A 23637-nucleotide genomic window follows, 5' to 3' on the forward strand; every position below is an offset into this window, starting at 1 on the left:
CCCGCCGTTCCGAGAGGAGCGGCGGGGCGTCGTCGTCCGGCGTCAGCGGGAGCGGCGCGGGATCTCGCCCGTGTCGGCCTGCTCCTGCACGCGCCGCGTGTGCTCCTCCTCGGTGCGGGCGACGGGGATGCGCGCTCCGAGGACCTGAGCGACGACGTCCTGCGCGATCTTCGCGGGCGTGAGCCCGGCGTCGGCGAGGATCTCGCCGCGCGACGCGTGGTCGATGAACGCGTCGGGCAGCCCCAGCTCGTCGACGGCGGTGTCGATGCCCGCCTCACGGAGCACCTGGCGCACGCGCGTGCCGATGCCGCCCACGCGGATCCCGTCCTCGATCGTGATGACGAGGCGGTGGGTGCGTGCCATGTCGACGACGGATGCGGCGACGGGCACGACCCAGCGCGGATCGATGACGGTCGCGCCGATGCCCTGGGCCCGCAGGCGCCCCGCGACATCGAGCGCCGTGGCCGCGAACGGGCCGATCCCGATCAGCAGGACGTCCTCGGGGCCCTCGCGGTAGAGGAGGTCGGTGCCGTCGCCGAGGCGCTCGACGGCGGGGATCTCCGGCGCCACGTCGCCCTTGGGGTAGCGCACCACCGTGGGGGCGTCGGAGACCGCGACGGCCTCGTCGAGCTCCTCGCGCAGACGCTCGGCGTCGCGCGGGGCCGCGATGCGGACCCCCGGCACGATGTGCAGGAGGGCGAGGTCCCACATACCGTGATGGCTCGGCCCGTCAGGGCCCGTCACGCCCGAGCGATCGAGCACGAAGGTCACGCCGGCCTTGTGCAGCGCGACGTCCATGAGCACCTGGTCGAACGCGCGGTTGACGAACGTCGCGTACAGCGCGACGACGGGGTGCAGCCCGCCGTACGCGAGGCCGGCCGCCGAGGCGACGGCGTGCTGCTCGGCGATGCCGACGTCGTAGACGCGCTGGGGGAAGCGCTCGGCGAAGGGCCCGAGGCCTGTGGGGCGCAGCATCGCGGCCGTCATCGCGATGACGTCGTCGCGGCGCTCGCCGATCTCGACGAGCTTCTCGGCGAAGACGTCGGTCCACCCGGTCGCGTGCGACCCGAGCGGCTCGCCCGTCGCGGGATCGATCCGCCCGACGGCGTGGAACTGATCGGCCTCGTCCTCGCGGGCCGGCTCGTATCCGCGGCCCTTCTCGGTGATGACGTGCACGAGAACGGGGGCGCTGTACGACTTCGCGAGCTCGAGCGTCTCGCGGAGCGCGGCGATGTCGTGGCCGTCGACGGGCCCGAGGTACTTGATGTCGAGCTGCGCGTACAGGTCGGTGTTGTTCGTGAAGCGCGAGAGGAAGCCGTGCATGCCGCCGCGGAAGCCGCGGAACATCGCGCGGCCCAGGCCGCCGAAGAGGCCCGCGGCGCGGCCCGACTTGGCCGTGAGGTCGCGGTACGGAGCCGCCGTGCGGACCCTGTTGAGGTAGCGGGCCATGCCCCCGATCGTCGGGGCGTACGAGCGTCCGTTGTCGTTGACGACGATGACGAGGTTGCGGTCGTTGTCGTCGGTGATGTTGTTGAGCGCCTCCCACGTCATGCCGCCCGTCAGGGCGCCGTCGCCCACGACGGCGACGACGTGGCGATCGGCGCGGCCCGTGCGCGCGAACGCACGCGAGATCCCGTCCGCCCAGCTGACCGAGCTCGACGCGTGCGACGACTCGACGACGTCGTGCGGGCTCTCGGACCGCTGGGGGTAGCCCGCGATGCCTCCGCGCGAGCGCAGCTCGGAGAAGTCCTGGCGCCCCGTGAGGAGCTTGTGGACGTACGACTGGTGTCCCGTGTCCCAGACGATGGGGTCCTGGGGAGAGTCGAAGGTGCGGTGCAGCGCGATCGTCAGCTCGACGACGCCGAGATTGGGACCGAGATGGCCGCCGGTGCGGGACACGTTATCGACGAGGAAGTCGCGGATCTCCCCCGCGAGCTGCCGCAGCTCGGCTGGCGAGAGCCGGTCGAGGTCGCGCGGGCCGGTGATCCCATCGAGCAAGGTCATGTTCCGACATTACGCCGCCGGGCTGGAAAGCACGGCGATGCGCGGCCCGGAACGGAGAAGGCGCCCCGCCCGGACGATTCCGATCGGGGCGCCTGCGTCCGAGCGGGTCAGACCAGCGAGCGGAGCACGTACTGGAGGATGCCGCCGTTGCGGTAGTAGTCGGCCTCACCGGGCGTGTCGATGCGGACGACCGCGTCGAACTCGATGGGGGCCTTGCCCGCGGGCGAGTGCTCGCTCGGCGCCGCCGTGACGTGCACCGTCTCGGGCGTCACGCCGTCGTTGAGCTTCTCGAGGCCCGCGATCGAGACGATCTCGGTGCCGTCGAGGCCGAGCGACGCCCAGCTCTCGCCGGCCGGGAACTGCAGCGGGACGACGCCCATGCCGATGAGGTTCGAGCGGTGGATGCGCTCGAAGCTCTCGGTGATGACCGCCTTGACGCCGAGGCGCGAGGTGCCCTTCGCGGCCCAGTCGCGCGAGGATCCCGAGCCGTACTCCTTGCCGCCGAAGATCACGAGCGGCGTCTCCTCGGCCGCGTAGTTCTGCGCGGCGTCGTAGATGTAGGACTGCGGGCCCTCGGGCTTCGTGAAGTCGCGCGTGAAGCCGCCCTCGACGACCTTGCCGTCGTTGACCGCCTGCACGAGCGCGTTCTTGAGGCGGATGTTCGCGAACGTGCCGCGGATCATGACCTCGTGGTTGCCGCGGCGCGAGCCGTAGGAGTTGAAGTCGCGCTGCTCGACGCCGTGCTCCGTGAGGTACTGCGCGGCGGGGGTTCCGCCCTTGATCGCGCCCGCGGGGCTGATGTGGTCGGTCGTGACCGAGTCGCCGAGCGTCGCGAGGACGCGCGCGCCCTGGATGTCGGCGACCGGGTCGAGCTCCATCGTCATGCCGTCGAAGTACGGCGCCTTGCGCACGTAGGTCGAGTTCTCGTCCCACTCGAACATGGGGCCCGTGGGCGTCGGCAGGTTCTTCCACCGCTCGTCGCCCTCGAACACCGTCGAGTACTGCTTGATGAACTGATCGCGCGAGATCGAGGCGTCGATGATCTCCTGGACCTCGGCCGGGCTCGGCCAGATGTCCTTGAGGAAGACCTCGGCGCCTGACTCGTCGGTCCCGAGCGGGTCGTTGTCGAAGTCGAAGTTCATCGTGCCCGCGAGCGCGTAGGCCACGACGAGCGGCGGAGACGCGAGGTAGTTCATCTTGACGTCGGGGCTGATGCGGCCCTCGAAGTTGCGGTTGCCCGAGAGCACCGCGGTGACGGCCAGGTCGTTCTCGTTGACGGCCTGCGACACCTCCTCGATGAGCGGTCCCGAGTTGCCGATGCAGATCGTGCAGCCGTAGCCGACGGTGTAGAAGCCGAGGCCCTCGAGGTCCTTGTCGAGGCCCGACTTCTCGTAATAGTCGGTGACGACCTTCGAGCCGGGGCCGAGCGTCGTCTTGACCCAGGGCTTGCTCGTGAGCCCGCGCTCGCGCGCCTTGCGGGCGATGAGGCCCGCGGCGACCATGACCGACGGGTTCGACGTGTTCGTGCACGACGTGATGGCGGCGAGGGTGACGGCGCCGTTGTCGAGCTCGTAGTCGACCTCGCCCGCGCGGACGTGCGTCGGCTTCGAGGCCTCGTCGGAGTAGCTCGCGATGTCGGTCTGGTACTGCGACTTCGCCTCCGAGAGGAGGATCCGGTCCTGCGGGCGCTTCGGCCCGGCGATCGAGGGAACGACCGTCGAGAGGTCGAGCTCGAGGTACTCGCTGAAGACGAGCTCGCGCGACGGGTCGTGCCAGAGGTGCTGCTCCTTCGCGTACGCCTCGACGAGCGCGACCGTCTGCTCGTCGCGGCCCGTGAGGCGCAGGTAGTCGAGCGTGACGTCGTCGACGGGGAAGATCGCGGCGGTCGAGCCGAACTCGGGGCTCATGTTGCCGATCGTGGCGCGGTTCGCGAGCGGAACCGACGCGACGCCCTCGCCGTAGAACTCGACGAACTTCCCCACGACGCCGTGCTTGCGCAGCATGTCGGTGATCGTGAGCACGACGTCGGTCGCGGTGACGCCCGAGGGGATCTCGCCCGAGAGCTTGAAGCCCACGACGCGCGGGATGAGCATCGACACGGGCTGGCCCAGCATGGCGGCCTCGGCCTCGATGCCGCCCACGCCCCAGCCGAGCACGCCGAGGCCGTTGACCATCGTCGTGTGCGAGTCGGTTCCCACGACGGTGTCGGGGTACGCACGGAGGACGCCGCCGACCTCGCGGTCGTAGACGACCTTGGCGAGGTGCTCGATGTTGACCTGGTGGACGATGCCCGTTCCGGGGGGCACGACCTTGAAGTCCTGGAAGGCCGTCTGGCCCCAACGCAGGAACTGGTAGCGCTCGCCGTTGCGCTCGTACTCGATCTCGACGTTGCGCTCGAGGGCGTCGGGCCGGCCGAAGAGGTCGGCGATCACCGAGTGGTCGATGACCATCTCGGCGGGCGAGAGCGGGTTGATCCGGTCGGGGTCGCCGCCCAGGGCCGTGACGGCCTCGCGCATCGTGGCGAGGTCGACGATGCAGGGCACGCCCGTGAAGTCCTGCATCACGACGCGCGTCGGCGTGAACTGGATCTCGGTCGACGGATCGGCCGAGGCGTCCCAGTTCCCGAGGGCCGAGATCTGCTCCTTCGTGATGTTGGCGCCGTCTTCCGTGCGCAGCAGGTTCTCGAGCAGCACCTTCAGGCTGTACGGGAGCCGCTCGAAGCCGTCGACCGCGTCGATGCGGAAGATCTCGTAGTCGGTGCTGCCGACCGTCAGGGTGCTCTTCGCACCGAAGCTGTTCACCGTGGACACGAGTGTCTCCTCCTGGTCGACCGCGGCATTGCGCCTCCCATCATCCTCCCAGGGTCGGACGAGGTCCACCAAGGCCGCCCTAACCCCTTCGCAGCAGGGAGGCGGCCTCGTCGCGAGGCGCAATTTATCTTGATGTCGAGATAAATCGTACACGACGAGGACCGCCGACGCACGGCGTCAGGAGGCTGGCGTGTCCGCGTCCCGCTTCGGGTAGAGGGCCCGCACCGCGAGCCAGGTGATCGCGACGAGCGGCGCGAACAGCGGGATCCCCATCACGAGCTTGATCGTCCCGATCAGCTGGACGTCGGCGCCCGCGAGCCAGAGCGGGAACTGCACCGCGAGGCGCGCGAAGAAGAGCGCCGCCCACGCGATCGCGAGCCAGAAGTAGACGCGCCGCTTGCGCCTGTCCGCCCGCCAGGCGAGCCCGTCGTCCATGAGGAAGCCGCCCGCGAGGCCGATGACCGACCAGCCGCTCAGCGCGGACGCGAGGAGCACTCCCCCGTACACGACGTTCGTCAGGAAGCCGGGGATGAAGTTGTCCTCTGCCCGCCCGGTCACGAGCGCGAGGACGCCCGCGACCGCGACGGCGACGAGGCCGCCGAGCGCCGCCGACGGCGCCTGCCGCTGCGCGAGGCGGGCGATCGTGAAGATCGCGGCGGCCCCGATCGACAGAACGACCGCGAGCCACAGCCGGTCCGACCAGATCGTCAGGCTCACGAGGAAGACCACGAGCGGGACGACCGACTCGAAGACGCCGCGAACGCCGCCGATCGCGGTCCACACCGCGCGGCCCGTCGAGGACGAGGACGACGGATCGAGGCCCGCGCGCTTCGCCGCCTGGCCGAACGCCGCGGCGAACGCCCCGGGCGCCGACGGGTCGCCCTCGTCGGGCTCCGGCGGGGTCAGCGGCGTGCCGGCGTCGCTCACGATCCGGGCGTCGTGGGCATCGTCAGCGGGATGAGGTCCCGCGGGGGCATGGGGGATCCGCCGCGCACGACGACGATCGAGCGGAACAGGTCCTCGACCTTCTCGGCCGCCTCGGGGTCGCTCGCTCCCCTGCCGCCGATGACGCCGCGCAGGAACCAGCGCGGGCCGTCGACGCCGACGAAGCGCGCGATGCGCTTCTCGGCACCCCTGTCGGCGCTCACGGGCACCTCGGCGAGCAGCTCGGGCCCGAGCGGGCCCTCGCGCTCCTCGACCCGACCGCCCTGCTGGGCGACCTGGCCGCGGATCTGCTCGCGCGTCTCGTGCCACAGCCCCGCGGAGCGCGGCGCGGCGAACGGCTGCACCTGCAGCGTCGAGTCGGCGTAGTCGAGACCGACCGCCACGATCCGCTTCGTCTGCTCCTCGACCTCGAGGCGCAGGTTCAGCCCCTCTCGCGGCAGGATCTTGACGCCGCCGAGGTCGATGTACGGGCGCACGGGCGGCGCCTCGGTCTCGTCGAGCGGGCCGCTCTCGGCGCGGTCCTCGGGCGCCGACTTCTCGGTCGACGGCGCCTCGGGCGCCGCGTCTTCGGGCTTCGCGTCTTCGTCGGTCATCTGTGTGCGGTCCTCTCGTGGTTCAGCGGGCGGCCGGCGTCGCGTATCCGGAGGATCCGAACCCACCCTCGCCGCGGACGCTCTCGGAGAGATCGTCGACGGGGATGAAGTTCGCGCGCGGAACCGGAAGCAGGATCAGCTGGGCGATGCGATCGCCGGGCGACACCTCGTACGCCGCGGCCGCGTCGGTGTTGAGGAGCGCGACCTTGATCTCGCCACGGTAGCCCGCGTCGATCGTGCCGGGCGAATTCACGATCGTGATGCCGTGCTTCGCCGCGAGGCCGCTGCGCGGGACGACGAAGGCCGCGTACCCCTCGGGCAGCGCGATGCGCACTCCCGTGCCCACGAGCGCGCGCTGTCCCGGCTCGAGGCGGACGGCCTCGGTCGAGACGAGATCGGCGCCCGCGTCGCCGGGGTGCGCGTAGGCCGGGACCACGGGTGCGACAATGGGGACGTCCACGGTTTCGGTCACGCAACGAGGGTAATGCAGAACGTCAACGCGCCCGCTGAGGGCATCGCATCCACAGCCCGCACCTATCAGGAGCGGCTCACGCCGTCGCTGAAGATCCTCGCGGGCGCCGCGATCGTCTCCCCGATGGTCGCCCTCGTGTTCGTCCAGTACGACCGCATCGTCGCGATCGGGCTCGGCGTCCTGACCGCGATCGTCGTCGTGTTCCTGCTCGTCATGGCCGCCCCGATCGTGCGGATCCGCGGCACCGAACTCAAGGCGGGGCGCGCGCACATCGACGTGTCGCTGCTCGGCGAACCGCGCGTCCTGGAGGGCGAGGACGCGCGTCACGTGCGCGGCGTCTCGATCGACACGCAGGGATGGCACCTGATACGCGGAGGGATCGCCGGCATCGTGTTCGTTCCGAACATCGATCCCGACGATCCCGTGACCTCGTGGACCATCTCGTCGCGCACGCCCGACCGCCTCGCGGCGGCCATCGAGCGCGCGCAGCGCCGCTAGGCGGGCGTCAGACGGCGCAGTCCTTGCAGATCGGGCCGGCGTCCGACATGTGGTCGAGCTGCGAGCGGTGCTTCACGAGGAAGCAGCTCATGCAGGTGAACTCGTCCTGCTGCGGCGGCAGGACCACGACGTCGAGCTCGACGTTCGAGAGGTCGTTGCCGCCGAGCTCGAAGCTCGGGTTGTCCGAGTCCTCGGTCTCGGTCGCCGCCGTCTGACTCGAGCGCGCGGCCTTGAGGGCCTCGATCGACTCGTTGCCTTCATCTTCGTTCTTGTTGCGCGGGGCGTCGTAGTCAGTTGCCATCGGTGGGCGTCACTTCTTTCAGGGGAGGGGTGGGTCAGCGGTGTCGCGGGGGCCTTCGGGTGCGCCCGACGACCAGCTCTCGACCGGCGCAGCGCGGCTGTCGTCGACAGGCGACGCGGATATCGCGCGTGCGGCGGGGCGGCGACAGTCTGCATGACATGCGCGTGTTTCGCAAATGTGTCGGGCCGCGCGGCGCGTCAGACGAGCTGTGCCCGGTGGAACGGGCGGCGCGCCCGCGTTATTCCCCGCCCGGGCGCGGGTCGCGTGGCACCATGTCTCCGAGCCGCGACGCGTGCGCGGCCGCGGAAGGGAGCAGGGATGGAACAGCTGACCATCGTCGGCACGGAGGGCATGCGGCTCGTCCTGGCCACCGAGCAGGGACAGCGCTTCACCCTCGACATCGACGACATGCTGCGCACCGAGGTGCGCCGAGCCGGGGTCGAGGTCGAGGCGCGACCCAAGGTCGTCGGCCCGAGCCCGCGCGAGATCCAGGCGCACATCCGCGCCGGGCTCTCCGCAGAGGAGGTCGCCGAGCTGCTCGGCTGCGACGTCGAGCGCGTGCGCCTCTTCGAGGGGCCCGTCCTCGCCGAGCGCGAGCACATCGTCGGCCGGGCGCTCGCGATGCCCGTGCTCACGGGGATCCGGCTCGACCAGGACGAGAATCCGACCTTCGGCACCGCGATCCACCAGAAGCTCGCCGAGCTCTCGGCCGCGGCCGAGCGGTGGACGAGCTGGAAGACCGACGAGGGCTGGATCGTCAAGCTCACGTTCTCGGCCGGCGGCGTCGACCACGACGCCCGATGGACCTTCGACCCGCGCCGCAGCGCGCTCGCGCCCCAGAACGGCGACGCGACGCAGCTCTCGCGGCAGGGGCGCATGCCGGAGGGGCTGATCCCCCGCCTCCGCGCGCTCGAGTCCGAGGAGAAGGACGCGTCGACGTTCGACGACCACGCGTTCCAGGAGGACCTCCCGCCCGAGGCCCAGTCCGAGCCCGAGGAGCAGCACGCCGACACGGCGGATCTCCTCGAGGCGCTGCGCCGCAAGCGCGGACAGCGCCAGGCGCCTCCCTCGGCAGAGGCCGACGACGAGCGCCCCGAGCGCCCCGTCGCGATCTTCGGGGCCCTCGACCCCGTCCTCGACGAGACGCCCCCTCCGGCCGAGGAGCAGGAGCCCGAGGCCGAGGCCCCGCGCTCCGACGACGACCCGCAGGCGTCGACCGACACGAGCCGCCGCCGACGACGCCCCTCGATGCCGTCCTGGGACGACATCGTGTTCGGCGCGCGCAGCGACGACTGAGGCGTCAGCCCGCGTAGGCGCCGCGACGGATGAGCGGCACCGACGTCTCGTCGGGCGTCGTCGATCCGTGCTGCCCGATCATGCGCTGCGGGCCCTTGTCGGCGACGCGGTCGTCGTAGAACGCCCAGGCGCCCCGCGCCGCGACGAGCACGTCGCCGATCCGCCCGCGGACGTGCGGAGCGACCACGCCGAACAGCCCGTCCCCGATCGCCTCGTCGCGCGTCGACACGTCGCAGCTCGCGCCCGACTCTGCACGCCAGGTCGCGGCGACCTCGTCGGCCGAGGCGCCCGCGTCGAGGTACAGGTGCAGCATGCGGGGCTCGCCGCCGATCTGCGCGACGCCCGCGAGGCGCGGATCCCCGTCCTGCAGCAGCACGTGGCGGTGGCGCGGCACGTCGACCATCCCGTGGTCGGCCGTGACGACGACGCCGACGCCGTCCGCGGGATCGAGCGCCGGGGCCGCGGCGGCGTCGATCGCCTCGAGCGCCGCGCGCCACTCATCCGAGTCGACGCCGCGCGCGTGCCCCGCCTTGTCGAGCTCGGGGACGTAGCAGTACACGAGACGCCCGGGTGCGGCCGCGGCGAGGGCGAGCGCGACGCGGACGCGCTGCGCGAGGTCGTTCTCGGGCACGTACTCGGCACCACGGAGGATCGCGGCCGTGAGCCCCGAACCGCGGTACTCCCCCATGCCGACGACGAAGGGGGTGAATCCCCGGGCCGACGCGCGCTCGAAGATCGTCTCCTCGCGCTGCCACGTCACGGGGTCGAGCCCGTCGCGCTCGTAGCCGTTCAGCTGGTTCGCGAGGATCCCGCGATCGGGGTCGAGGACGCGGTAGCCGACGAGGCCGTGGGATCCCGGCGCGGCACCCGTCAGGAGCGTCGTGAGGGCCGCGGCCGTCGTCGACGGGAACACCGATCGCGCGATGTGCTTCTTCGGCATCGCGTCGGCGAGGCGCCGCGCGTGGGCGCGGTGCGCGCGGAGCTGGATGGATCCGAGCCCGTCGACGACGATCAGCACGGCGGACCGGGCGGCCGGGAGCCAGGTCGACTCCCCCGCGAGCGAGCGCAGCATCTCGGGCGCCACTCCGGCGAGATCACGGCCCGCCGAGGCCTCATTCGGTAGGATCTTCGACATCCGGGCCAGTCTCGCACAGCGCCGGTCGCACACCGCGATCCGCTCCGCGCGGAGCCCGATCGACACCCCACTCCGAGGAGGCCCTCATGGCGCGATCCACGTCGTCCGGAAGCGCACCCGCTCCCGAGCGCATCGAGGACGTCGACCTCGAAGCCGAGATGCAGGGCTCGTACCTCGAGTACGCCTACTCCGTGATCTACTCGCGCGCGCTCCCCGACGCGCGCGACGGCCTCAAGCCCGTGCAGCGCCGCATCCTCTACCAGATGGCCGAGATGGGCCTCCGCCCCGAGCGGGGCCACGTCAAGAGCGCGCGCGTCGTCGGCGAGGTCATGGGAAAGCTCCACCCGCACGGCGACAGCGCGATCTACGACGCTCTCGTGCGCCTCGCGCAGGACTTCGCCCTCCGCGTCCCCCTCATCGACGGGCACGGCAACTTCGGGTCCCTCGACGACGGCCCCGCCGCGTCGCGCTACACCGAGGCCCGCCTCGCGCGCCCGGCGATGAGCATGACCCGCGACCTCGACGAGGACGTCGTCGACTTCGTGCCGAACTACGACGGCCAGTTCCAGCAGCCGTCGGTCCTGCCCGCCGCGTTCCCGAACCTGCTCGTCAACGGCACGACGGGCATCGCCGTCGGCATGGCGACGAACATGGCGCCGCACAACCTCATCGAGGTCGTGAACGCGGCCGTGCACCTCCTCGAGAACCCCGACGCGACGACGGCCGAGCTCATGGAGTTCGTGCCGGGCCCCGACTTCCCGTCGGGCGGCATCATCATGGGACTCGACGGCGTGCGCGACGCGTTCGAGACGGGCCGCGGATCCATCAAGGTGCGCGCGAAGGCGCAGATCGAGCAGATCGGCCCCCGCCGCACGGGCATCGTCGTCACCGAGCTGCCGTACATGGTCGGGCCCGAGCGCGTCATCGAGAAGCTCAAGGACGCCGTGCAGTCCAAGAAGCTGCAGGGCATCAGCGACGTCAACGACCTGAGCGACCGCAAGAACGGCCTGCGCCTCGTCATCGGCGTCAAGACGGGCTTCGATCCCGAGGCGGTCCTCGAGCGCCTCTACCGCCTCACGCCCCTCGAGGACTCGTTCGGCGTCAACAACGTCGCGCTCGTCGACGGGCAGCCCTCCACTCTGGGGCTGCGCGACCTGCTCGTCGTGTACGTGAACCACCGCATCGAGGTCGTCACGCGCCGTTCGCGCTATCGCCTCGCCCGCCGTCAGGAGCGCCTGCACCTCGTCCAGGGCCTTCTCATCGCGATCCTCGACATCGACGAGGTGATCCAGGTGATCCGCTCGTCCGAGACGGGCGAGGAGGCGAAGGCGCGCCTCTGCCAGGTGTTCGACCTCGACGAGGTCCAGGCCGAGTACATCCTCGAGCTGCGCCTGCGCCGGCTCACAAAGTTCTCGACGATCGAGCTCGAGAAGGAGCGCGACGAGCTGCTCGCCGAGATCGCGGCGCTCGAGGAGCTCCTGGGATCCGACGCGCTCATCCGCGCCCAGGTGAGCCAGGAGCTCGAGCAGGTCGCCGAGGAGCTCGGCACCCCCCGGCGCACGATCCTCATGAACGCGAAGCCCGCCGCCGCCCGGCCCCGCAAGGGCCAGGAGGGCGACCTGCAGATCGCCGACGGCCCGACGTTCGTCGCCCTGTCGACGACGGGCCGCGCCGTGCGGATCGAGATCCCGGAGGGCGAGGAGCTCGCTCCCCCCGCCCGGCGCGCGAAGCACGACGCGATCCTCTCGTCGGCGCGGGGCACGATCCGCGGCGAGCTCGGGGCGCTGACGAACGCCGGGCGCCTCATCCGCTTCCACCCGATCGACCTCCCGTCGGTCCCTCCCGCCTCGATCTCCCTCGCGGCGGGCGTGCGGCTGCGCGACTACATCGGCCTCAACGACCGCGCCGAGCAGGTCGTCGCCCTCGTCGAGCTCAGCGGCGACGTGCCCGTCGCCCTCGGCACCGCGCAGGGCGTCGTCAAGCGCATCGTGCCGAGCGCCCTGCCCGCGAAGTCCGAGATCGAGGCCGTCGCACTCAAGCCGGGCGACCGCGTCGTCGGCGCCGCGCCCGCGGGCGACGACACCGAGCTCGTCTTCGTGACGAGCGACGCGCAGCTCCTGCGCTTCCCGGCGTCTGCTGTTCGCCCGCAGGGCGCGTCCGCCGGCGGCATGGCGGGCGTGCGCGTCGCGGACGGGTCCGAGGCGATCTTCTTCGGCGCCGCGCGGGGCGACGGCAACGTCGTCGTGACGGTCTCGACGAACCGCGCCGCTCTGCCCGGGACCGACGCGGGGCGCGCGAAGATCAGCGACTTCGGGGAGTTCCCCGCGAAGGGCCGCGCGACCGGCGGCGTCCGCGCGCACGCCTTCCTCAAGGGCGAGGACGTCCTGCAGCTCGCCTGGGTCGGGCCCGACCCGGCGTACGCGCTCGACGCCAAGGGGTCGGTCCGCAAGCTGCCGATGACGCTCTCGAAGCGCGACGGATCCGGGCAGCCCCTCGAAGCGCCGATCGACTCGATCGGCGGGGCCCTCTAGTGCCGCCCGCGCCGCGGGGATCCCTCGGTCTCCCGATCGCGCTCATCATCGGGTCGTGCCTCTCGCTGCAGTTCGGTGCTGCCCTCGCCGTGCAGCTCTTCCCCACGCTCGGCTCGTGGGGGCTCACCTCGCTGCGCGTGACGCTCGCCGCCGCCGCGCTGCTGATCGTCGCCCGCCCCGCGCTCCACCGGTGGACGCGCGATCAGTGGCTGACGGTCGCGGGATACGGCCTCGCCCTCGGCGCCATGAACGGGCTCTTCTACGCATCGCTCGAGCATCTGCCGCTCGGCCCGGCCGTGGCGATCGAGTTCCTCGGCCCGCTGCTGCTCGCGGCGGCGCTCTCCCGGCGCGGCTCCGACATCGCGTGGGTCGCCGTCGCGCTCGCGGCCATGGCGCTGTTCGCGGTCGACGGCATGCTGGGCTCGGATCCGCTCGATCCGTTCGGCGTCTTCCTCGTGCTCTGCGCCGCCGCCTGCTGGGCGCTCTACATCGTGCTGGGCTCGCGCGTCAGCCGCAGCGTCCCGGGCCTCGGCGGCCTGAGCGTCGGCCTCGCCGTCGCCGCCGTCGCCCTCATCCCGTTCGGCGTGCCTGCGGTCGGCACGGTCATCTCCGACCCGTCGCTCATCCCCCTCGTCATCGGCACCGTGCTCCTCGCCTCGGTCGTGCCGTACTCCTTCGAGCTCGTCGCGCTGCGCCGGCTCCCGCAGCGGGTCTTCGGGGTTCTCCTCGCGCTCGAGCCGGTCTTCGCCGCGCTCTTCGGCTGGCTACTCCTCAGCCAGGCGCTCTCGCCGCTGCGCGTCATCGCGATCGCACTCGTCGTCGCGGCCAGCATCGGCACGACGCTCGGCGCACGCCGCGCCCAGCCCGTCGAGGAACCGCCCGTCATCACGAGCGAGATCAGGCTGTAGGACCCCCTCGCGCTCCGCTCGCGAGGGTCGGGGAGAACACCCCCTACGCGTCGACCCGGTCGGCGTCGAGGTGCGCGGCGCCCTGCACGATGAACTCGCGGCGCGGGGCGACCTCGTTGCCCATGAGCATCTCGAACACGTGGCCCGCCGCCTCGGCGTCCTCCATGCGCACGCGGCGCAGCAGGCGCCCGTCGCGCGACATCGTCGTGTCGGCCAGCTGATCGGCGTCCATCTCGCCGAGGCCCTTGTAGCGCTGGATCGGCTCCTGCCACCTGCGGCCCTGCCGGCGCAGCTTCGCGAGCAGCTGCTCGAGCTCGCGGTCGCTGTAGGTGTAGATCGTCTCGTTGGGCTTCGATCCCGGGTGCTGGACGATCACGCGGTGGAGCGGCGGCACCGCCGCGTATACGCGCCCGTTCTCGATGAGGGGGCGCATGTAGCGATAGAACAGCGTCAGCAGGAGCGTGCGGATGTGGGCGCCGTCGACGTCGGCGTCGCTCATCATGATGACCTTGCCGTAGCGGGCCGTGTCGATGTCGAAGGTGCGCCCGGACCCGGCGCCGACGACCTGGATCAGTGCGGCGCACTCGGCGTTCGAGAGCATGTCGCCGATCGAGGCCTTCTGGGTGTTGAGGATCTTGCCCCGGATCGGGAACAGCGCCTGGTACTCGCTGTCGCGCGCCTTGCGCGCCGTGCCGAGCGCCGAGTCGCCCTCGACGATGAACAGCTCGGAGTTCGACACGTCGTTCGTGCGGCAGTCGATGAGCTTCGCGGGGAGCGACGACGACTCGAGCGCGTTCTTGCGGCGCTGGGTCTCCTTGTGCTGACGCGCCGAGAGCCGCGCCTTCATCTCGCTGACGACCTTCTCGAGCAGCATCGACACCTGCGTCTTGTCGTCGCGCTTCGTCGACGTGAAGAGCGACCGGAGCCCCTCGCGCACGACCTTCGCGACGATCTGGCGCACGGCCGGCGTGCCGAGCACCTCCTTCGTCTGGCCCTCGAACTGCGGCTCGGGGAGCTCGACCGTGAGCACGGCGGTGAGGCCCGCGAGGACGTCGTCCTTCTCGAGCTTGTCGGTGCCGGCCTTGAGCTTGCGCGCGTTCTTCTCGACCTCGGCACGGAGCTGCTTCGTGAGCTCCTGCTCGAAGCCCTGCTGGTGCGTGCCGCCCTTCGGCGTCGCGATGATGTTGACGAAGGAGCGCGTGATCGTGTCGTACCCCGTGCCCCAGCGCAGCGCGATGTCGACGGCGCACTCGCGCTCGACCGACGTCGACTGCATCGATCCGTCGGGCTGGAGCATCGGAACGGTCTCGGTGAAGGAGCCGGATCCCTTGAGGCGCCAGGTGTCGGTCACGGGCGCGTCGGTCGCGAGGAAGTCGGCGAACTCGCTGATGCCCCCGTCGAAGCGGTAGCTCGTCTCGCGCACCCCGGTCTCGGGGTCGTCGGCGTGGCGCTCGTCGCGGATCACGATCTCGAGGCCCGGAACGAGGAAGGCCGTCTGTCGTGCGCGCGTGACGAGGTCGTCGTACTGGAACGCCGCGTCGGGCGTGAAGATCTGCTGGTCGGCCCAGTAGCGCACGCGCGTGCCCGTGACGCCCTTCGCCGTCTTGCCGACGACGCGCAGCTCGCTGCCGCCGGTGAACGGCGTGAAGGGCGCGTCGGGGCGCGGCTCGTCGGCGTCGGCGAAGACGCCGGGCTCACCGCGGCGGAACGACATCGCGTAGGTTTTCCCCCCGCGGTCCACGTCGACGTCGAGGCGCTCCGAGAGCGCGTTGACGACCGAGGCGCCGACGCCGTGCAGGCCGCCCGACGCCGCGTACGATCCGCCGCCGAACTTCCCGCCCGCGTGGAGCTTCGTGTAGACGACCTCGACGCCCGTGAGGCCCGTGCGCGGCTCGACGTCGACGGGGACGCCGCGGCCGCGGTCCTGGACCTCAACCGAGCCGTCGGCGCGGAGGACGACGTCGATGCGGGATCCGTTGCCGCCGACGGCCTCGTCGACCGAGTTGTCGATGATCTCCCAGAGGCAGTGCATGAGGCCGGGCGAGCCGTTCGACCCGATGTACATGCCGGGGCGCTTGCGGACGGCCTCGAGGCCCTCGAGCACCTGGAGGTGGTGAGCGCTGTACTCGGTCGCGTCGGCGTTCGTCATGATGTTCGATCCTATCTTCGGAGATCGACCCCGATCCTCAGGACACTCCCGTACGCCCACCGCGAAACGGGGCGGAATGCGGCCCTCGCCCCGATGCCCGCGTGGTTGTATGGGGCACAACGCTTCCGAGGACGGACACACGACGAATGGAGAGAAGCACGATGACGACGACAGCAGAAGCTCCGACGACGATCCACCGTCTCACCGCCGCAGACCGCTGCGACGCGTGCGGCGCCCAGGCCTACATCGCCGCCACGGTGGGCGACAGCGAGCTGCTCTACTGCGCGCACCACGGCCGCAAGTTCGAGGAGAAGCTCCGCGCCGTCGCCACCGAGTGGCACGACGAGACCGACCGTCTCGTCGAGGCGAAGTAGCGCACGACGCCTCAGGCGCCCTTCCGCTCCGGCGGGAGGGCGCCTTCGCGCGTCAGGGCAGGTAGACCCGGCGCACGTGGCGCGCGATGCGGAGCTGCGGCTCCTCGCCGACCGTCCCGATCGCCTCGCCGACGTCGGTCGGGGTGAGCTCGCCGCGCGTTCCGGGGCCGAACACGACGACCTCGTCGCCGGCCGCCGCGCCGTCCCACGCGGCGACGCGCGACTCGAAGGCGCCGACCGCGAGGAGCGGCCGACGCCCCGCGGGGCCCGCGACCTCGATGCGGCCGGCCGCGGTCGACGGGAATCCGTCGACGGATCCGAGATCCACGACCGCGGCGTCGCCCTCGACGCGCACGACGCGGGCGACGAGCGAGGCGACGGGCGCGATCCCGGGGACGTCGGGCCCGCCCTCGGAGCGCACGCCGTAGGCGAACGCGCCGATCCGGACGAGGTCGTACCGGAACTCGGGGCGATGCCAGGCCGCGGCGCTCGCGGCGAGGTGGCGCACCGCGGGTTCGAGCCCCGCAGCCCGCGCGCCGTCGATCGCGGCGTCGAACGCCGCGCGCGCCCGGTCGTCCTCGGCGTCGCTCGCCTCGGCGATGTGCGTCCAGAGGCCCACGACCCGCACGCTGCCCGCGATCTCGAGCGCGCGCGCCCGCTCGCAGAAGGCCCGCCATTCCTCGGGCCGCACGCCGTTGCGGTGCAGCCCTGTGTCGGCCTTGAGGTGAACGGGGGCGACGATCCCCGTCGCCTCCGCGGCCCGGGCGACGCGCTCCAGATAGTCGGCGTCGCCGACCCCGAGCTCGAGGCCCGCGCTCAGGGCGCGCGCCGCCTCGTCCTCCCCCGCCGTCGCCCACGCGAGGACGCGCACGGTCGATCCGGCCGCGGCCTTCGCGCCGAGGGCGCTCGGGATGTCGATCCCGCCGAACCAGCGCGCCCCGGCCTCGGCGGCCGCGGCCGCGACCTCCGAGACGCCGAGCGCGTACGCGTCGTCCTTGATGACGATCATCGTCTCGGCGGGCGACATGTGCGCGCGCACCGCGCGGACGTTGCGGCGCAGCTGGGCGAGGTCGACGCGGAGCTCGGCGGTCATGCGACGACCTCCCGGGCCGCGTGCGAGCACGCGTTCGCGACGAGTTCGAGCGGCGTGAGCCCCGTGATCCTCGCCCAGTCCGCGAGCAGCCCCGGGGCCTCGGCTCCGAAGAAGAGGGCCTCGTCGCCGCGCGCGACCTCGGCGTCGCCGGTCAGGACGACGCTCACGTCCATCGCGACGCGGCCGACGATCGGCATCTCGCGGCCCGCGAGGAGCACCGCGGCCTCTCCCCCGAGCGCCCGCGCGACGCCCTGGGCATAGCCGCCGGCCACAAGCGCCGCGCGGGTGTCGCGATCGGCCCGGAAGCGGTAGCCGTACGAGACGCCGTCGCCCGCGCGGAGCCGCTTGGCCTGCAGGACGGGCCCCGAGAAGGAGACCGCGAGGATCCCGCCCCCGTCGACGCCCAGGACGGCGCCCGGGTCGAGCGCGGGTTCCACAGAGGGCGCGAGGCCCAGCTCGGCGACGCGCTCCCGGGCGAGCGGATCGGCGCCGTCGTCGAGGAGCGCCGATCGCACGCCCGCCTCGACCGCCGCGCGGGCGACCGTCTCCAGCCCGGCGCCGCAGGCGTCGCGGCGCAGGTCGACCGGCGCGGAGGGATCCGCGGCGCGCGCCCGCGCGACGTTGCGGACGAGGGCGGATCGCGACACACGCACACGCGGTGCGCTCGTGCTCAGAGTCGGCGCGGTCATCCGACCTAGACTAGGCCGGGTCGCCGAGAGGCCGCGCAACGCGCGCCGACCGCGACGCCACCGCCCGCCGACCCGGAGGATCCATGCCGAACGGCCTCGCCCTCGGACCCAAGCTGCGCTACCTCGCGGAGCGCGCCCGCCGCATCGACATCGCCTCGGTCATCGAGCGCGCGAAGGAGGTGCGTCAGGAGCACGGCCAGGCCGTCCCCAGGACCGTCGTCGACATGCTCTGGTCGGCCGCGAAGCACGACGTCGCGTTCCAGGACTACGTCGACTACGACTTCGCGATCCTCTCGAAGGCCGAGCGTGCCACCTTCATGACGCACCCCGTGTCGATGCAGCTCGCGCAGCGCTACTCGCAGCCGGCCGGCCGCGCGATCTTCGAGGACAAGGTCGCGTTCAACCGCCGCTTCGCCCCCATGATCGAGCGCGACTGGCTCGTCGTCACGGCCGACAACGTCGACGAGGTGCGCGCGTTCGCCGAGAAGCACGGCACCGTCATCGCGAAGGTGCCCGTGAGCCACATGGGCCTCGGCGTCCGCCGCTACCACGCGGCCGACGTCGACGACTGGGCCGCGTTCCACGCGAAGCTCGTGGCCGGCGACGAGATGCTCCTCGAGGAGGTCATCCGCCAGCACGACGACATCGCCGCGTACTGCCCCGGGACCGTCAACACCACGCGCATCGTCGCCTTCTTCGACGGATCCGAGACGCACATCGTCGCCGTCGCCCAGAAGTTCGGGCGCGGCGAGGTCAGCGACCAGATGTCGTACGGCGGCTTCTACACGATGCTCGACCCCGAGACGGGCCACGCGATGAGCGCCGGCTACGACTCGCACGGGCACGTCCACGAGAAGCACCCCGACTCGGGGCTCGTCATCGCAGACTTCCAGCTGCCGCGCTTCGACGAGGCCGTCGACCTCATCCGCCGCGCGGCGCGCGAGGTGCCCGAGGTGCAGTACGCGGGATGGGACGTGGTCGTCACGAACGACGGCGTCGACCTCGTCGAGGGCAACTGGGGCGCGGGCGTCTACGAGAACAAGCCGAGCGTGTCCGGGATCCGCACGGGGCACAAGCCGCGCTACCGCCGCGCGATCGGGTTCTGAGGCCGCGCCGAGACCCGTCTGCGCAGAAGGGGGGAGAGGACCGCGGTCCTCTCCCCCTTCTGCGCAGACGTCACGCCGTGCGGATGATCCCCATCGGCGTCGACTGATGGCCCTGCCCGAGCGGGTTATCGCTCAGGACCTTCACGAGCGTGCGCTCGGCCGTCTTGTCGAGGGTCGAGCCCAGGATGTTGCCGCCGATGTCGTTGATGTCGACGACCGCGACGTCGCAGCCCAGGCGGGCCTTGACCTCGGCCGCGACCTCGCGCGGGCGCTCCGGCCCGAGCACGACCGCGTTGTTGTACGGCGGGATCGTGTTCTTCGTCGGCCCGTCGATCGCGCGCGCCTTGTCGCCCGCGATGCGGTAGAAGTCGCCCCGACGCCCGAAGAGCTTCGTGACGGCCGCGACGCCCGCGGCGAAGACGATCCGGATCGTGCCGACCTCGCGCAGCGCGAACTCCATGGTCTCGGGGATCCCGAGGCCGATCCCGAAGGACGTCTTCGTGACGTACTTCGAGAGGAACTTCGCGAGCGGGCGCGCCTCGATCTCGTCCATCATGTACGAGCGACCCTGCGTGATCGCGACGATCTTCTCGGTGATGAAGAGGAGGTCGCCCGGGCGCACGTGCTCCTTGGCGTACGTGTCGACGATCTCGTCGATGTCGTCGCCCGGCATGACGACGCGCGAGCGGATCGGGATCCGCTGGTACGTCGTGCCGTCAACGGTGACCTCGAGGGCCTTGCCCTCGTTCGCCTCGCCGCTCACTCGAGGTAGTCCCGCAGCGACTGCGAGCGGCTCGGGTGGCGCAGCTTCGCCATCGTCTTGGACTCGATCTGGCGGATGCGCTCGCGCGTGACGCCGAAGGTGTCGCCGATCTGGTCGAGCGTCTTGGGCTGGCCGTCGCCGAGACCGAAGCGCATGCGGATCACGCCCGCCTCGCGCTCGGAGAGCGAGTCGAGGAGGCTCTCGAGCTGACGCTGCAGCATCGTGAAGCCCACGGCGTCGGCCGGGACGACCGCCTCGGTGTCCTCGATGAGGTCGCCGAACTCGCTGTCGCCGTCCTCGCCGAGGGGCGTGTGCAGCGAGATGGGCTCGCGCCCGTACTTCTGCACCTCGACGACCTTCTCGGGCGTCATGTCGAGCTCCTTGGCGAGCTCCTCGGGCGTGGGCTCGCGGCCCAGGTCCTGCAGCATCTGGCGCTGCACGCGCGCGAGCTTGTTGATGACCTCGACCATGTGCACGGGGATGCGGATCGTGCGGGCCTGGTCGGCCATGGCGCGGGTGATGGCCTGACGGATCCACCACGTCGCGTAGGTCGAGAACTTGAAGCCCTTGGTGTAGTCGAACTTCTCGACGGCGCGGATCAGGCCGAGGTTGCCCTCCTGGATCAGATCCAGGAACTGCATGCCGCGGCCCGTGTAGCGCTTCGCGAGCGACACGACGAGGCGGAGGTTCGCGCCGAGCAGGTGGCTCTTCGCGCGGCGCCCGTCTCGGGTCACCCACTGCAGGTCGAGCCCGAGCTGCGAAGAGCGCTCGGCCGCCGACATCTTCGACAGCTTCTCCTCGGCGAACAGGCCCGCCTCGATGCGCATCGCGAGGTCGACCTCCTCCGCCGCGTTGAGCAGCGGGACCTTGCCGATCTGCTTGAGGTAGTCCTTGACGGGGTCGGCGGTCGCTCCCGTGATCTGCGTCGAGTAGACCGGGACGTCCTCTTCCTCGGACTGCGAGATCACGATCGCGCCCGTGGGGAGCGGCTCGGCCTGCTCCTTCTTGGGCGCCTCGTCGGTCTGGTCGGTCGTCTCGTCGGCCTCGTCGACGACCTCGATTGCACCGGTCTCGGGCTCGAGCTCGTCGTCCTTGGCGGCCTTCGCCGACTTCGCGGGCGCCTTCTTGGCGGCGGTCGTCTTCTTCGCCGCGGGCTTCTTCGCCGCGGTCTTCTTCGCGGTCGTCTTCTTCGCCGCGGGGGCCGCAGCGGTCTCGTCGACCTCTTCGGCCTTCGTGGTCTTCGTGGCAGGAGTCACGTTTCACCTTTCACCAGGGCCACCACGCGCCAGCGCCCCGGGTGTGTTCGAGCACGATTAAGACCCTTGTCAAGACGGATCCGCGAGCGGACCGCCGGGCAACGGGTCGGTGTCCTATTGTCGCATACCTCGCCGTGCCCCGAAGACGCGGCGAGAGCGCGTCATGGAGGTGAACGTCCGGGCGGGCACCGGCATTCCCCCGCGCCGCGTCAGATCTGCGGGCCCTGCTCGTCATCTCGGCGGTCCGCGAGGAAGCGCTCGAGCTCGGCCGCGAGCTCGTCGGCGCTCGGCAGGTCGCCCTCGGCGATGCCGTCGAACCGCCCCGCGCCCGCGCCGAGGCCGCCGGCCGTCCAGGCGTCCATGCGGTGCTCGAGGTTCGCGACCATGCGGCGCAGCTCGTCGTTCGTCTCGATCTGGTCCTCGATCCGCTCGAGGTACACGCGGTTCTCCTCGCGCAGCCCGTCGAGCCCGAACACGAGGCCCGTCGCCGTCATGATCCGGTCGAGCGCGGCGAGGGCCGCTCCCGGGAACTCGGTCTCGGCGAGGTAGTGCGGGACGAGGATCGAGAAGCCGGCGGTCGGGAAGCCGTCCTCGGACATGCGGAACTCGAGCACGTGGCCGAGCGAGCCGGGGAACTGCGTGCGCGGCTTCCAGATGGAGTGCGCCCGGATGAGCTCGTCGCGTGTGCCCGACACCGTGGATCCGAGGGGGCGCGTGTGCGGGACGGGCATCGCGATGGAGTGGATGCGCGTCACGGTCACGGCGTCGAACTCGTCGGCCAGCCCGATGGCGGCCTCGACGAACGCGTCCCAGGCGTAGTCGGGCTCGTAGCCCGCGAGGAGGAGGAACGGCTGGCCGAGCGCGTCGTGCGCGAGCGAGAGCTCGAGCCGCGCGGCGCGCACCTCGGACACGTGGTCCTCGTCGAAGGTCACGAGGGGGCGGCGCGCCCGGTAGTCGAGCAGCTCGTCGTTCCGGAAGACGGCGACGGGCTGCGGGTCGAGCTCCTCGCGCATGAAGTCGGTGACGGTCGCGAGCGCGGATCCCGCGTCGCCCGCGCCGTTGAGCAGCACGACGAGGGGAAGCCGCGGCGGAACGACGGGTGCGTTCGCGACGCGATCGAACAGGTCGGAGGGGCGGGGCATCCTTCCACTTTATGAGCGCCCCGCGAGGGCCCGGGCCGGATCCCGGAACTGCGAGGCCGCCACGGGCTCCGTCCTTAGGATGGGCCTATGCCTCTCTCCGAGATCTCGATCACGCACGCCTCCTTCCCCGACGAACGGGCCGACGCCGCCGTCCTCGCCCTCCCCGCGCTCGGCGATGCGACGGAGCTGCCCGCCGGCCTGAGGCCCGCGCTCGACGCCATCGGCTTCACGGGTTCGAAGGGCGCGTACGCCCGCGTCTACGCCCCCGAGGTGACGAGCCTGCCCCTCGCGGTCGTGGGCCTCGGCGCGAACCCGAGCCTCGACGCCGTCCGCGAGCACGTCGGCGCGGCCGTGCGGCAGCTGACCGGCTTCGACACCGTCGCCGTCGCCGTCACCGAGGGCACCGGTGTCGACGGCGCGTGGCGCGCCGCCGCCGAGGGCGCGGCGCTCGGCTCCTACCGCTTCGCCGGTTACAAGACCGACGGCGAGGACGCCGTCGCGAAGAAGCGCCGCGCTTCGCTCTCGCTCGTGCACGCCCCGCAGACCGCGACCGACGCCGACCTCGCGGGCGCGACCGCCGCAGCCGAGGCCGTGGCCCTCGTGAAGGACCTCGTCTCGACGCCCGCCGACCGGCAGAGCCCCGACCAGCTCGCGCAGGCGGCCGTCGCCGCCGTCGCCGAACTCCCCGTCACGACGACGGTGTGGGACGAGAAGGCGCTCGCGGAGGGCGGCTTCGGCGGGATCCTCGGCGTCGGCCGCGGATCCGTCCGCCCGCCGCGCCTCGTGCGCCTCGACTACGCGCCCGCGGGTGCCGAGCGCCACATCGCGATCGTCGGCAAGGGCATCACCTTCGACTCGGGCGGGCTCTCGCTCAAGCCGGCCGCCTCGATGGTCGGCATGCAGGAGGACATGACGGGGGCTGCCGAGACGCTCGCCGTCGTGCGCGCCGCCGCCCGTCTCGAGCTGCCGGTCCGCGTCACGGGCTGGATGTGCATCGCCGACAACATGCCGTCGGGATCCGCGACCCGCCCCGGCGACGTCCTCACGATCGCCGACGGCACGACCGTCGAGGTCACGAACACCGACGCCGAGGGGCGCCTCGTGCTCGCCGACGGCCTCGTCGCCGCGAGCCGCGAGAACCCCGACGTGATCGTCGACGTCGCGACCCTCACGGGGGCCGTGATCATCGCCCTCGGCACGCGCTACACCGGCGTCATGGGCCGCGGCGAGGCGGTCGACGCGTTCCTCGCCTCCTCCGACCGCACGGGCGACCCCGCCTGGGCGCTGCCCCTCCCCGAGTACATGGAGGACCAGCTCGACTCGCGCGTCGCCGACATGCAGAACGCGAACGTCGGCAACCGCGCCGCCGGATCGATCTTCGCGGGCCTCTTCCTGCAGCGCTTCGTCGGGTCCGACGACGCGGGCGAGCCCATCCCGTGGGTCCACGTCGACATCGCCGGTTCGTCGATGAGCGCGACCGCCGCCTTCGGCTTCACGGACAAGGGGCCGACCGGCGCGTCGACCCGCGCCCTCATCGACTTCGTCGCCGCCGGCGGCGAGGTCGCCTGATCG

General features: G+C 71.8%; 20 protein-coding genes. 7 read left to right on the top strand and 13 right to left on the bottom strand.

Annotated elements, in window-relative coordinates:
* Positions 1-42 precede the first annotated feature (42 nt).
* The 5 genes from dxs to dut form a co-directional block, all read right to left on the bottom strand.
* Positions 43-2004, bottom strand: coding sequence for a 1-deoxy-D-xylulose-5-phosphate synthase (gene dxs / locus H576_RS0104685; RefSeq protein ID WP_029149978.1), 1962 nt, complete (start codon positions 2002-2004; stop codon positions 43-45).
* 107 nt (positions 2005-2111) lie between these two features.
* A complete protein-coding gene (gene acnA / locus H576_RS0104690; protein WP_029149979.1) occupies positions 2112-4814 on the bottom strand; it encodes an aconitate hydratase AcnA in 2703 nt (900 codons plus the stop codon).
* A gap of 177 nt (positions 4815-4991) precedes the next feature.
* Positions 4992-5741 carry a DUF3159 domain-containing protein gene (locus H576_RS0104695; protein ID WP_425411268.1) on the bottom strand — a complete coding sequence of 250 codons (750 nt, stop codon included), beginning with the start codon at positions 5739-5741 and terminating at the stop codon, positions 4992-4994.
* Positions 5738-6352, bottom strand: a complete 615-nt coding sequence (locus H576_RS0104700; RefSeq protein WP_029149981.1) for a DUF3710 domain-containing protein — start codon at positions 6350-6352, stop codon at positions 5738-5740. The genes H576_RS0104695 and H576_RS0104700 overlap by 4 nt, the downstream gene beginning before the upstream one ends.
* A gap of 22 nt (positions 6353-6374) precedes the next feature.
* Positions 6375-6824, bottom strand: coding sequence for a dUTP diphosphatase (gene dut / locus H576_RS0104705; protein ID WP_029149982.1), 450 nt, complete (start codon positions 6822-6824; stop codon positions 6375-6377).
* Positions 6825-6836: 12 nt separating this feature from the next.
* Between dut and H576_RS0104710 the strand changes: the two genes are divergently transcribed.
* On the top strand, positions 6837-7322 hold the full coding sequence (locus H576_RS0104710) for a DUF3093 domain-containing protein (RefSeq protein WP_029149983.1): 486 nt from the start codon (positions 6837-6839) through the stop codon (positions 7320-7322).
* A 7-nt stretch (positions 7323-7329) separates the two neighbouring features.
* Here H576_RS0104710 and H576_RS0104715 read toward each other — a convergent pair whose 3' ends face one another.
* On the bottom strand, positions 7330-7623 hold the full coding sequence (locus H576_RS0104715; protein ID WP_029149984.1) for a DUF4193 domain-containing protein: 294 nt from the start codon (positions 7621-7623) through the stop codon (positions 7330-7332).
* 318 nt (positions 7624-7941) lie between these two features.
* Between H576_RS0104715 and sepH the strand changes: the two genes are divergently transcribed.
* The gene (sepH, locus tag H576_RS0104720) at positions 7942-8919 is read left to right on the top strand and encodes a septation protein SepH (RefSeq protein ID WP_029149985.1); all 978 of its coding nucleotides are present in this window, start codon (positions 7942-7944) and stop codon (positions 8917-8919) included.
* Positions 8920-8923: 4 nt separating this feature from the next.
* Here the strand turns inward: sepH and H576_RS0104725 are convergent, their stop codons facing one another.
* Positions 8924-10054 carry an alkaline phosphatase family protein gene (locus tag H576_RS0104725; protein WP_029149986.1) on the bottom strand — a complete coding sequence of 377 codons (1131 nt, stop codon included), beginning with the start codon at positions 10052-10054 and terminating at the stop codon, positions 8924-8926.
* Positions 10055-10140: 86 nt separating this feature from the next.
* Between H576_RS0104725 and H576_RS0104730 the strand changes: the two genes are divergently transcribed.
* Complete coding sequence (locus H576_RS0104730; RefSeq protein ID WP_029149987.1) at positions 10141-12585, top strand: DNA gyrase/topoisomerase IV subunit A; 2445 nt, start codon at positions 10141-10143, stop codon at positions 12583-12585.
* The gene (locus H576_RS14325; RefSeq protein ID WP_051172162.1) at positions 12585-13493 is read left to right on the top strand and encodes an EamA family transporter; all 909 of its coding nucleotides are present in this window, start codon (positions 12585-12587) and stop codon (positions 13491-13493) included. Before H576_RS0104730 ends, H576_RS14325 begins: the two co-directional genes overlap by 1 nt.
* Before the next feature lie 43 nt (positions 13494-13536).
* Here H576_RS14325 and H576_RS0104740 read toward each other — a convergent pair whose 3' ends face one another.
* Positions 13537-15642: a DNA gyrase/topoisomerase IV subunit B gene (locus H576_RS0104740; RefSeq protein ID WP_036319183.1), complete on the bottom strand. Its 2106-nt coding sequence runs from the start codon at positions 15640-15642 to the stop codon at positions 13537-13539.
* A gap of 161 nt (positions 15643-15803) precedes the next feature.
* Between H576_RS0104740 and H576_RS0104745 the strand changes: the two genes are divergently transcribed.
* Positions 15804-16016, top strand: coding sequence for a DUF7455 domain-containing protein (locus H576_RS0104745; protein ID WP_029149989.1), 213 nt, complete (start codon positions 15804-15806; stop codon positions 16014-16016).
* Between the two features lie 52 nt (positions 16017-16068).
* Here H576_RS0104745 and H576_RS0104750 read toward each other — a convergent pair whose 3' ends face one another.
* Positions 16069-17109, bottom strand: a complete 1041-nt coding sequence (locus H576_RS0104750) for an alanine racemase (RefSeq protein WP_029149990.1) — start codon at positions 17107-17109, stop codon at positions 16069-16071.
* Positions 17106-17798 (bottom strand): alanine racemase C-terminal domain-containing protein, encoded by a 693-nt coding sequence (locus H576_RS14330; RefSeq protein WP_084502437.1) that lies wholly within the window; start codon positions 17796-17798, stop codon positions 17106-17108. The genes H576_RS0104750 and H576_RS14330 overlap by 4 nt, the downstream gene beginning before the upstream one ends.
* 83 nt (positions 17799-17881) lie before the next feature.
* On the opposite strand from H576_RS14330, the gene H576_RS0104760 reads away from it, so the two are divergent.
* Complete coding sequence (locus H576_RS0104760; protein ID WP_029149991.1) at positions 17882-18904, top strand: sugar-transfer associated ATP-grasp domain-containing protein; 1023 nt, start codon at positions 17882-17884, stop codon at positions 18902-18904.
* Between the two features lie 70 nt (positions 18905-18974).
* Here H576_RS0104760 and H576_RS0104765 read toward each other — a convergent pair whose 3' ends face one another.
* From H576_RS0104765 to H576_RS0104775, 3 genes are all read right to left on the bottom strand, one after another.
* The gene (locus H576_RS0104765; RefSeq protein WP_029149992.1) at positions 18975-19667 is read right to left on the bottom strand and encodes a coenzyme F420-0:L-glutamate ligase; all 693 of its coding nucleotides are present in this window, start codon (positions 19665-19667) and stop codon (positions 18975-18977) included.
* Positions 19664-20923: an RNA polymerase sigma factor gene (locus H576_RS0104770; RefSeq protein WP_029149993.1), complete on the bottom strand. Its 1260-nt coding sequence runs from the start codon at positions 20921-20923 to the stop codon at positions 19664-19666. Before H576_RS0104770 ends, H576_RS0104765 begins: the two co-directional genes overlap by 4 nt.
* 209 nt (positions 20924-21132) lie before the next feature.
* A complete protein-coding gene (locus H576_RS0104775; protein WP_029149994.1) occupies positions 21133-22065 on the bottom strand; it encodes a proteasome assembly chaperone family protein in 933 nt (310 codons plus the stop codon).
* A gap of 87 nt (positions 22066-22152) precedes the next feature.
* Here H576_RS0104775 and H576_RS0104780 point away from each other — a divergent pair, with 87 nt between their 5' ends.
* Positions 22153-23634 (top strand): leucyl aminopeptidase, encoded by a 1482-nt coding sequence (locus H576_RS0104780; protein ID WP_029149995.1) that lies wholly within the window; start codon positions 22153-22155, stop codon positions 23632-23634.
* Positions 23635-23637 lie beyond the last annotated feature (3 nt).

Source organism: Microbacterium indicum DSM 19969 (assembly GCF_000422385.1).
Classification (GTDB): Bacteria; Actinomycetota; Actinomycetes; order Actinomycetales; family Microbacteriaceae; genus Microbacterium; species Microbacterium indicum.

Bases quoted from the DNA above. Each gene is read 5' to 3' on its own strand.
- H576_RS0104700 (WP_029149981.1), bottom strand. From the start codon at position 6,352: ATGACCGACGAAGACGCGAAGCCCGAAGACGCGGCGCCCGAGGCGCCG.
- H576_RS0104740 (WP_036319183.1), bottom strand. From the start codon at position 15,642: ATGACGAACGCCGACGCGACCGAGTACAGCGCTCACCACCTCCAGGTG.
- H576_RS0104710 (WP_029149983.1), top strand. From the start codon at position 6,837: ATGCAGAACGTCAACGCGCCCGCTGAGGGCATCGCATCCACAGCCCGC.
- H576_RS0104780 (WP_029149995.1), top strand. From the start codon at position 22,153: ATGCCTCTCTCCGAGATCTCGATCACGCACGCCTCCTTCCCCGACGAA.
- sepH (WP_029149985.1), top strand. From the start codon at position 7,942: ATGGAACAGCTGACCATCGTCGGCACGGAGGGCATGCGGCTCGTCCTG.
- H576_RS0104715 (WP_029149984.1), bottom strand. From the start codon at position 7,623: ATGGCAACTGACTACGACGCCCCGCGCAACAAGAACGAAGATGAAGGC.
- H576_RS0104725 (WP_029149986.1), bottom strand. From the start codon at position 10,054: ATGTCGAAGATCCTACCGAATGAGGCCTCGGCGGGCCGTGATCTCGCC.
- H576_RS0104750 (WP_029149990.1), bottom strand. From the start codon at position 17,109: ATGACCGCCGAGCTCCGCGTCGACCTCGCCCAGCTGCGCCGCAACGTC.
- dxs (WP_029149978.1), bottom strand. From the start codon at position 2,004: ATGACCTTGCTCGATGGGATCACCGGCCCGCGCGACCTCGACCGGCTC.
- H576_RS14330 (WP_084502437.1), bottom strand. From the start codon at position 17,798: ATGACCGCGCCGACTCTGAGCACGAGCGCACCGCGTGTGCGTGTGTCG.
- H576_RS0104745 (WP_029149989.1), top strand. From the start codon at position 15,804: ATGACGACGACAGCAGAAGCTCCGACGACGATCCACCGTCTCACCGCC.
- H576_RS0104730 (WP_029149987.1), top strand. From the start codon at position 10,141: ATGGCGCGATCCACGTCGTCCGGAAGCGCACCCGCTCCCGAGCGCATC.
- H576_RS0104775 (WP_029149994.1), bottom strand. From the start codon at position 22,065: ATGCCCCGCCCCTCCGACCTGTTCGATCGCGTCGCGAACGCACCCGTC.
- H576_RS0104760 (WP_029149991.1), top strand. From the start codon at position 17,882: ATGCCGAACGGCCTCGCCCTCGGACCCAAGCTGCGCTACCTCGCGGAG.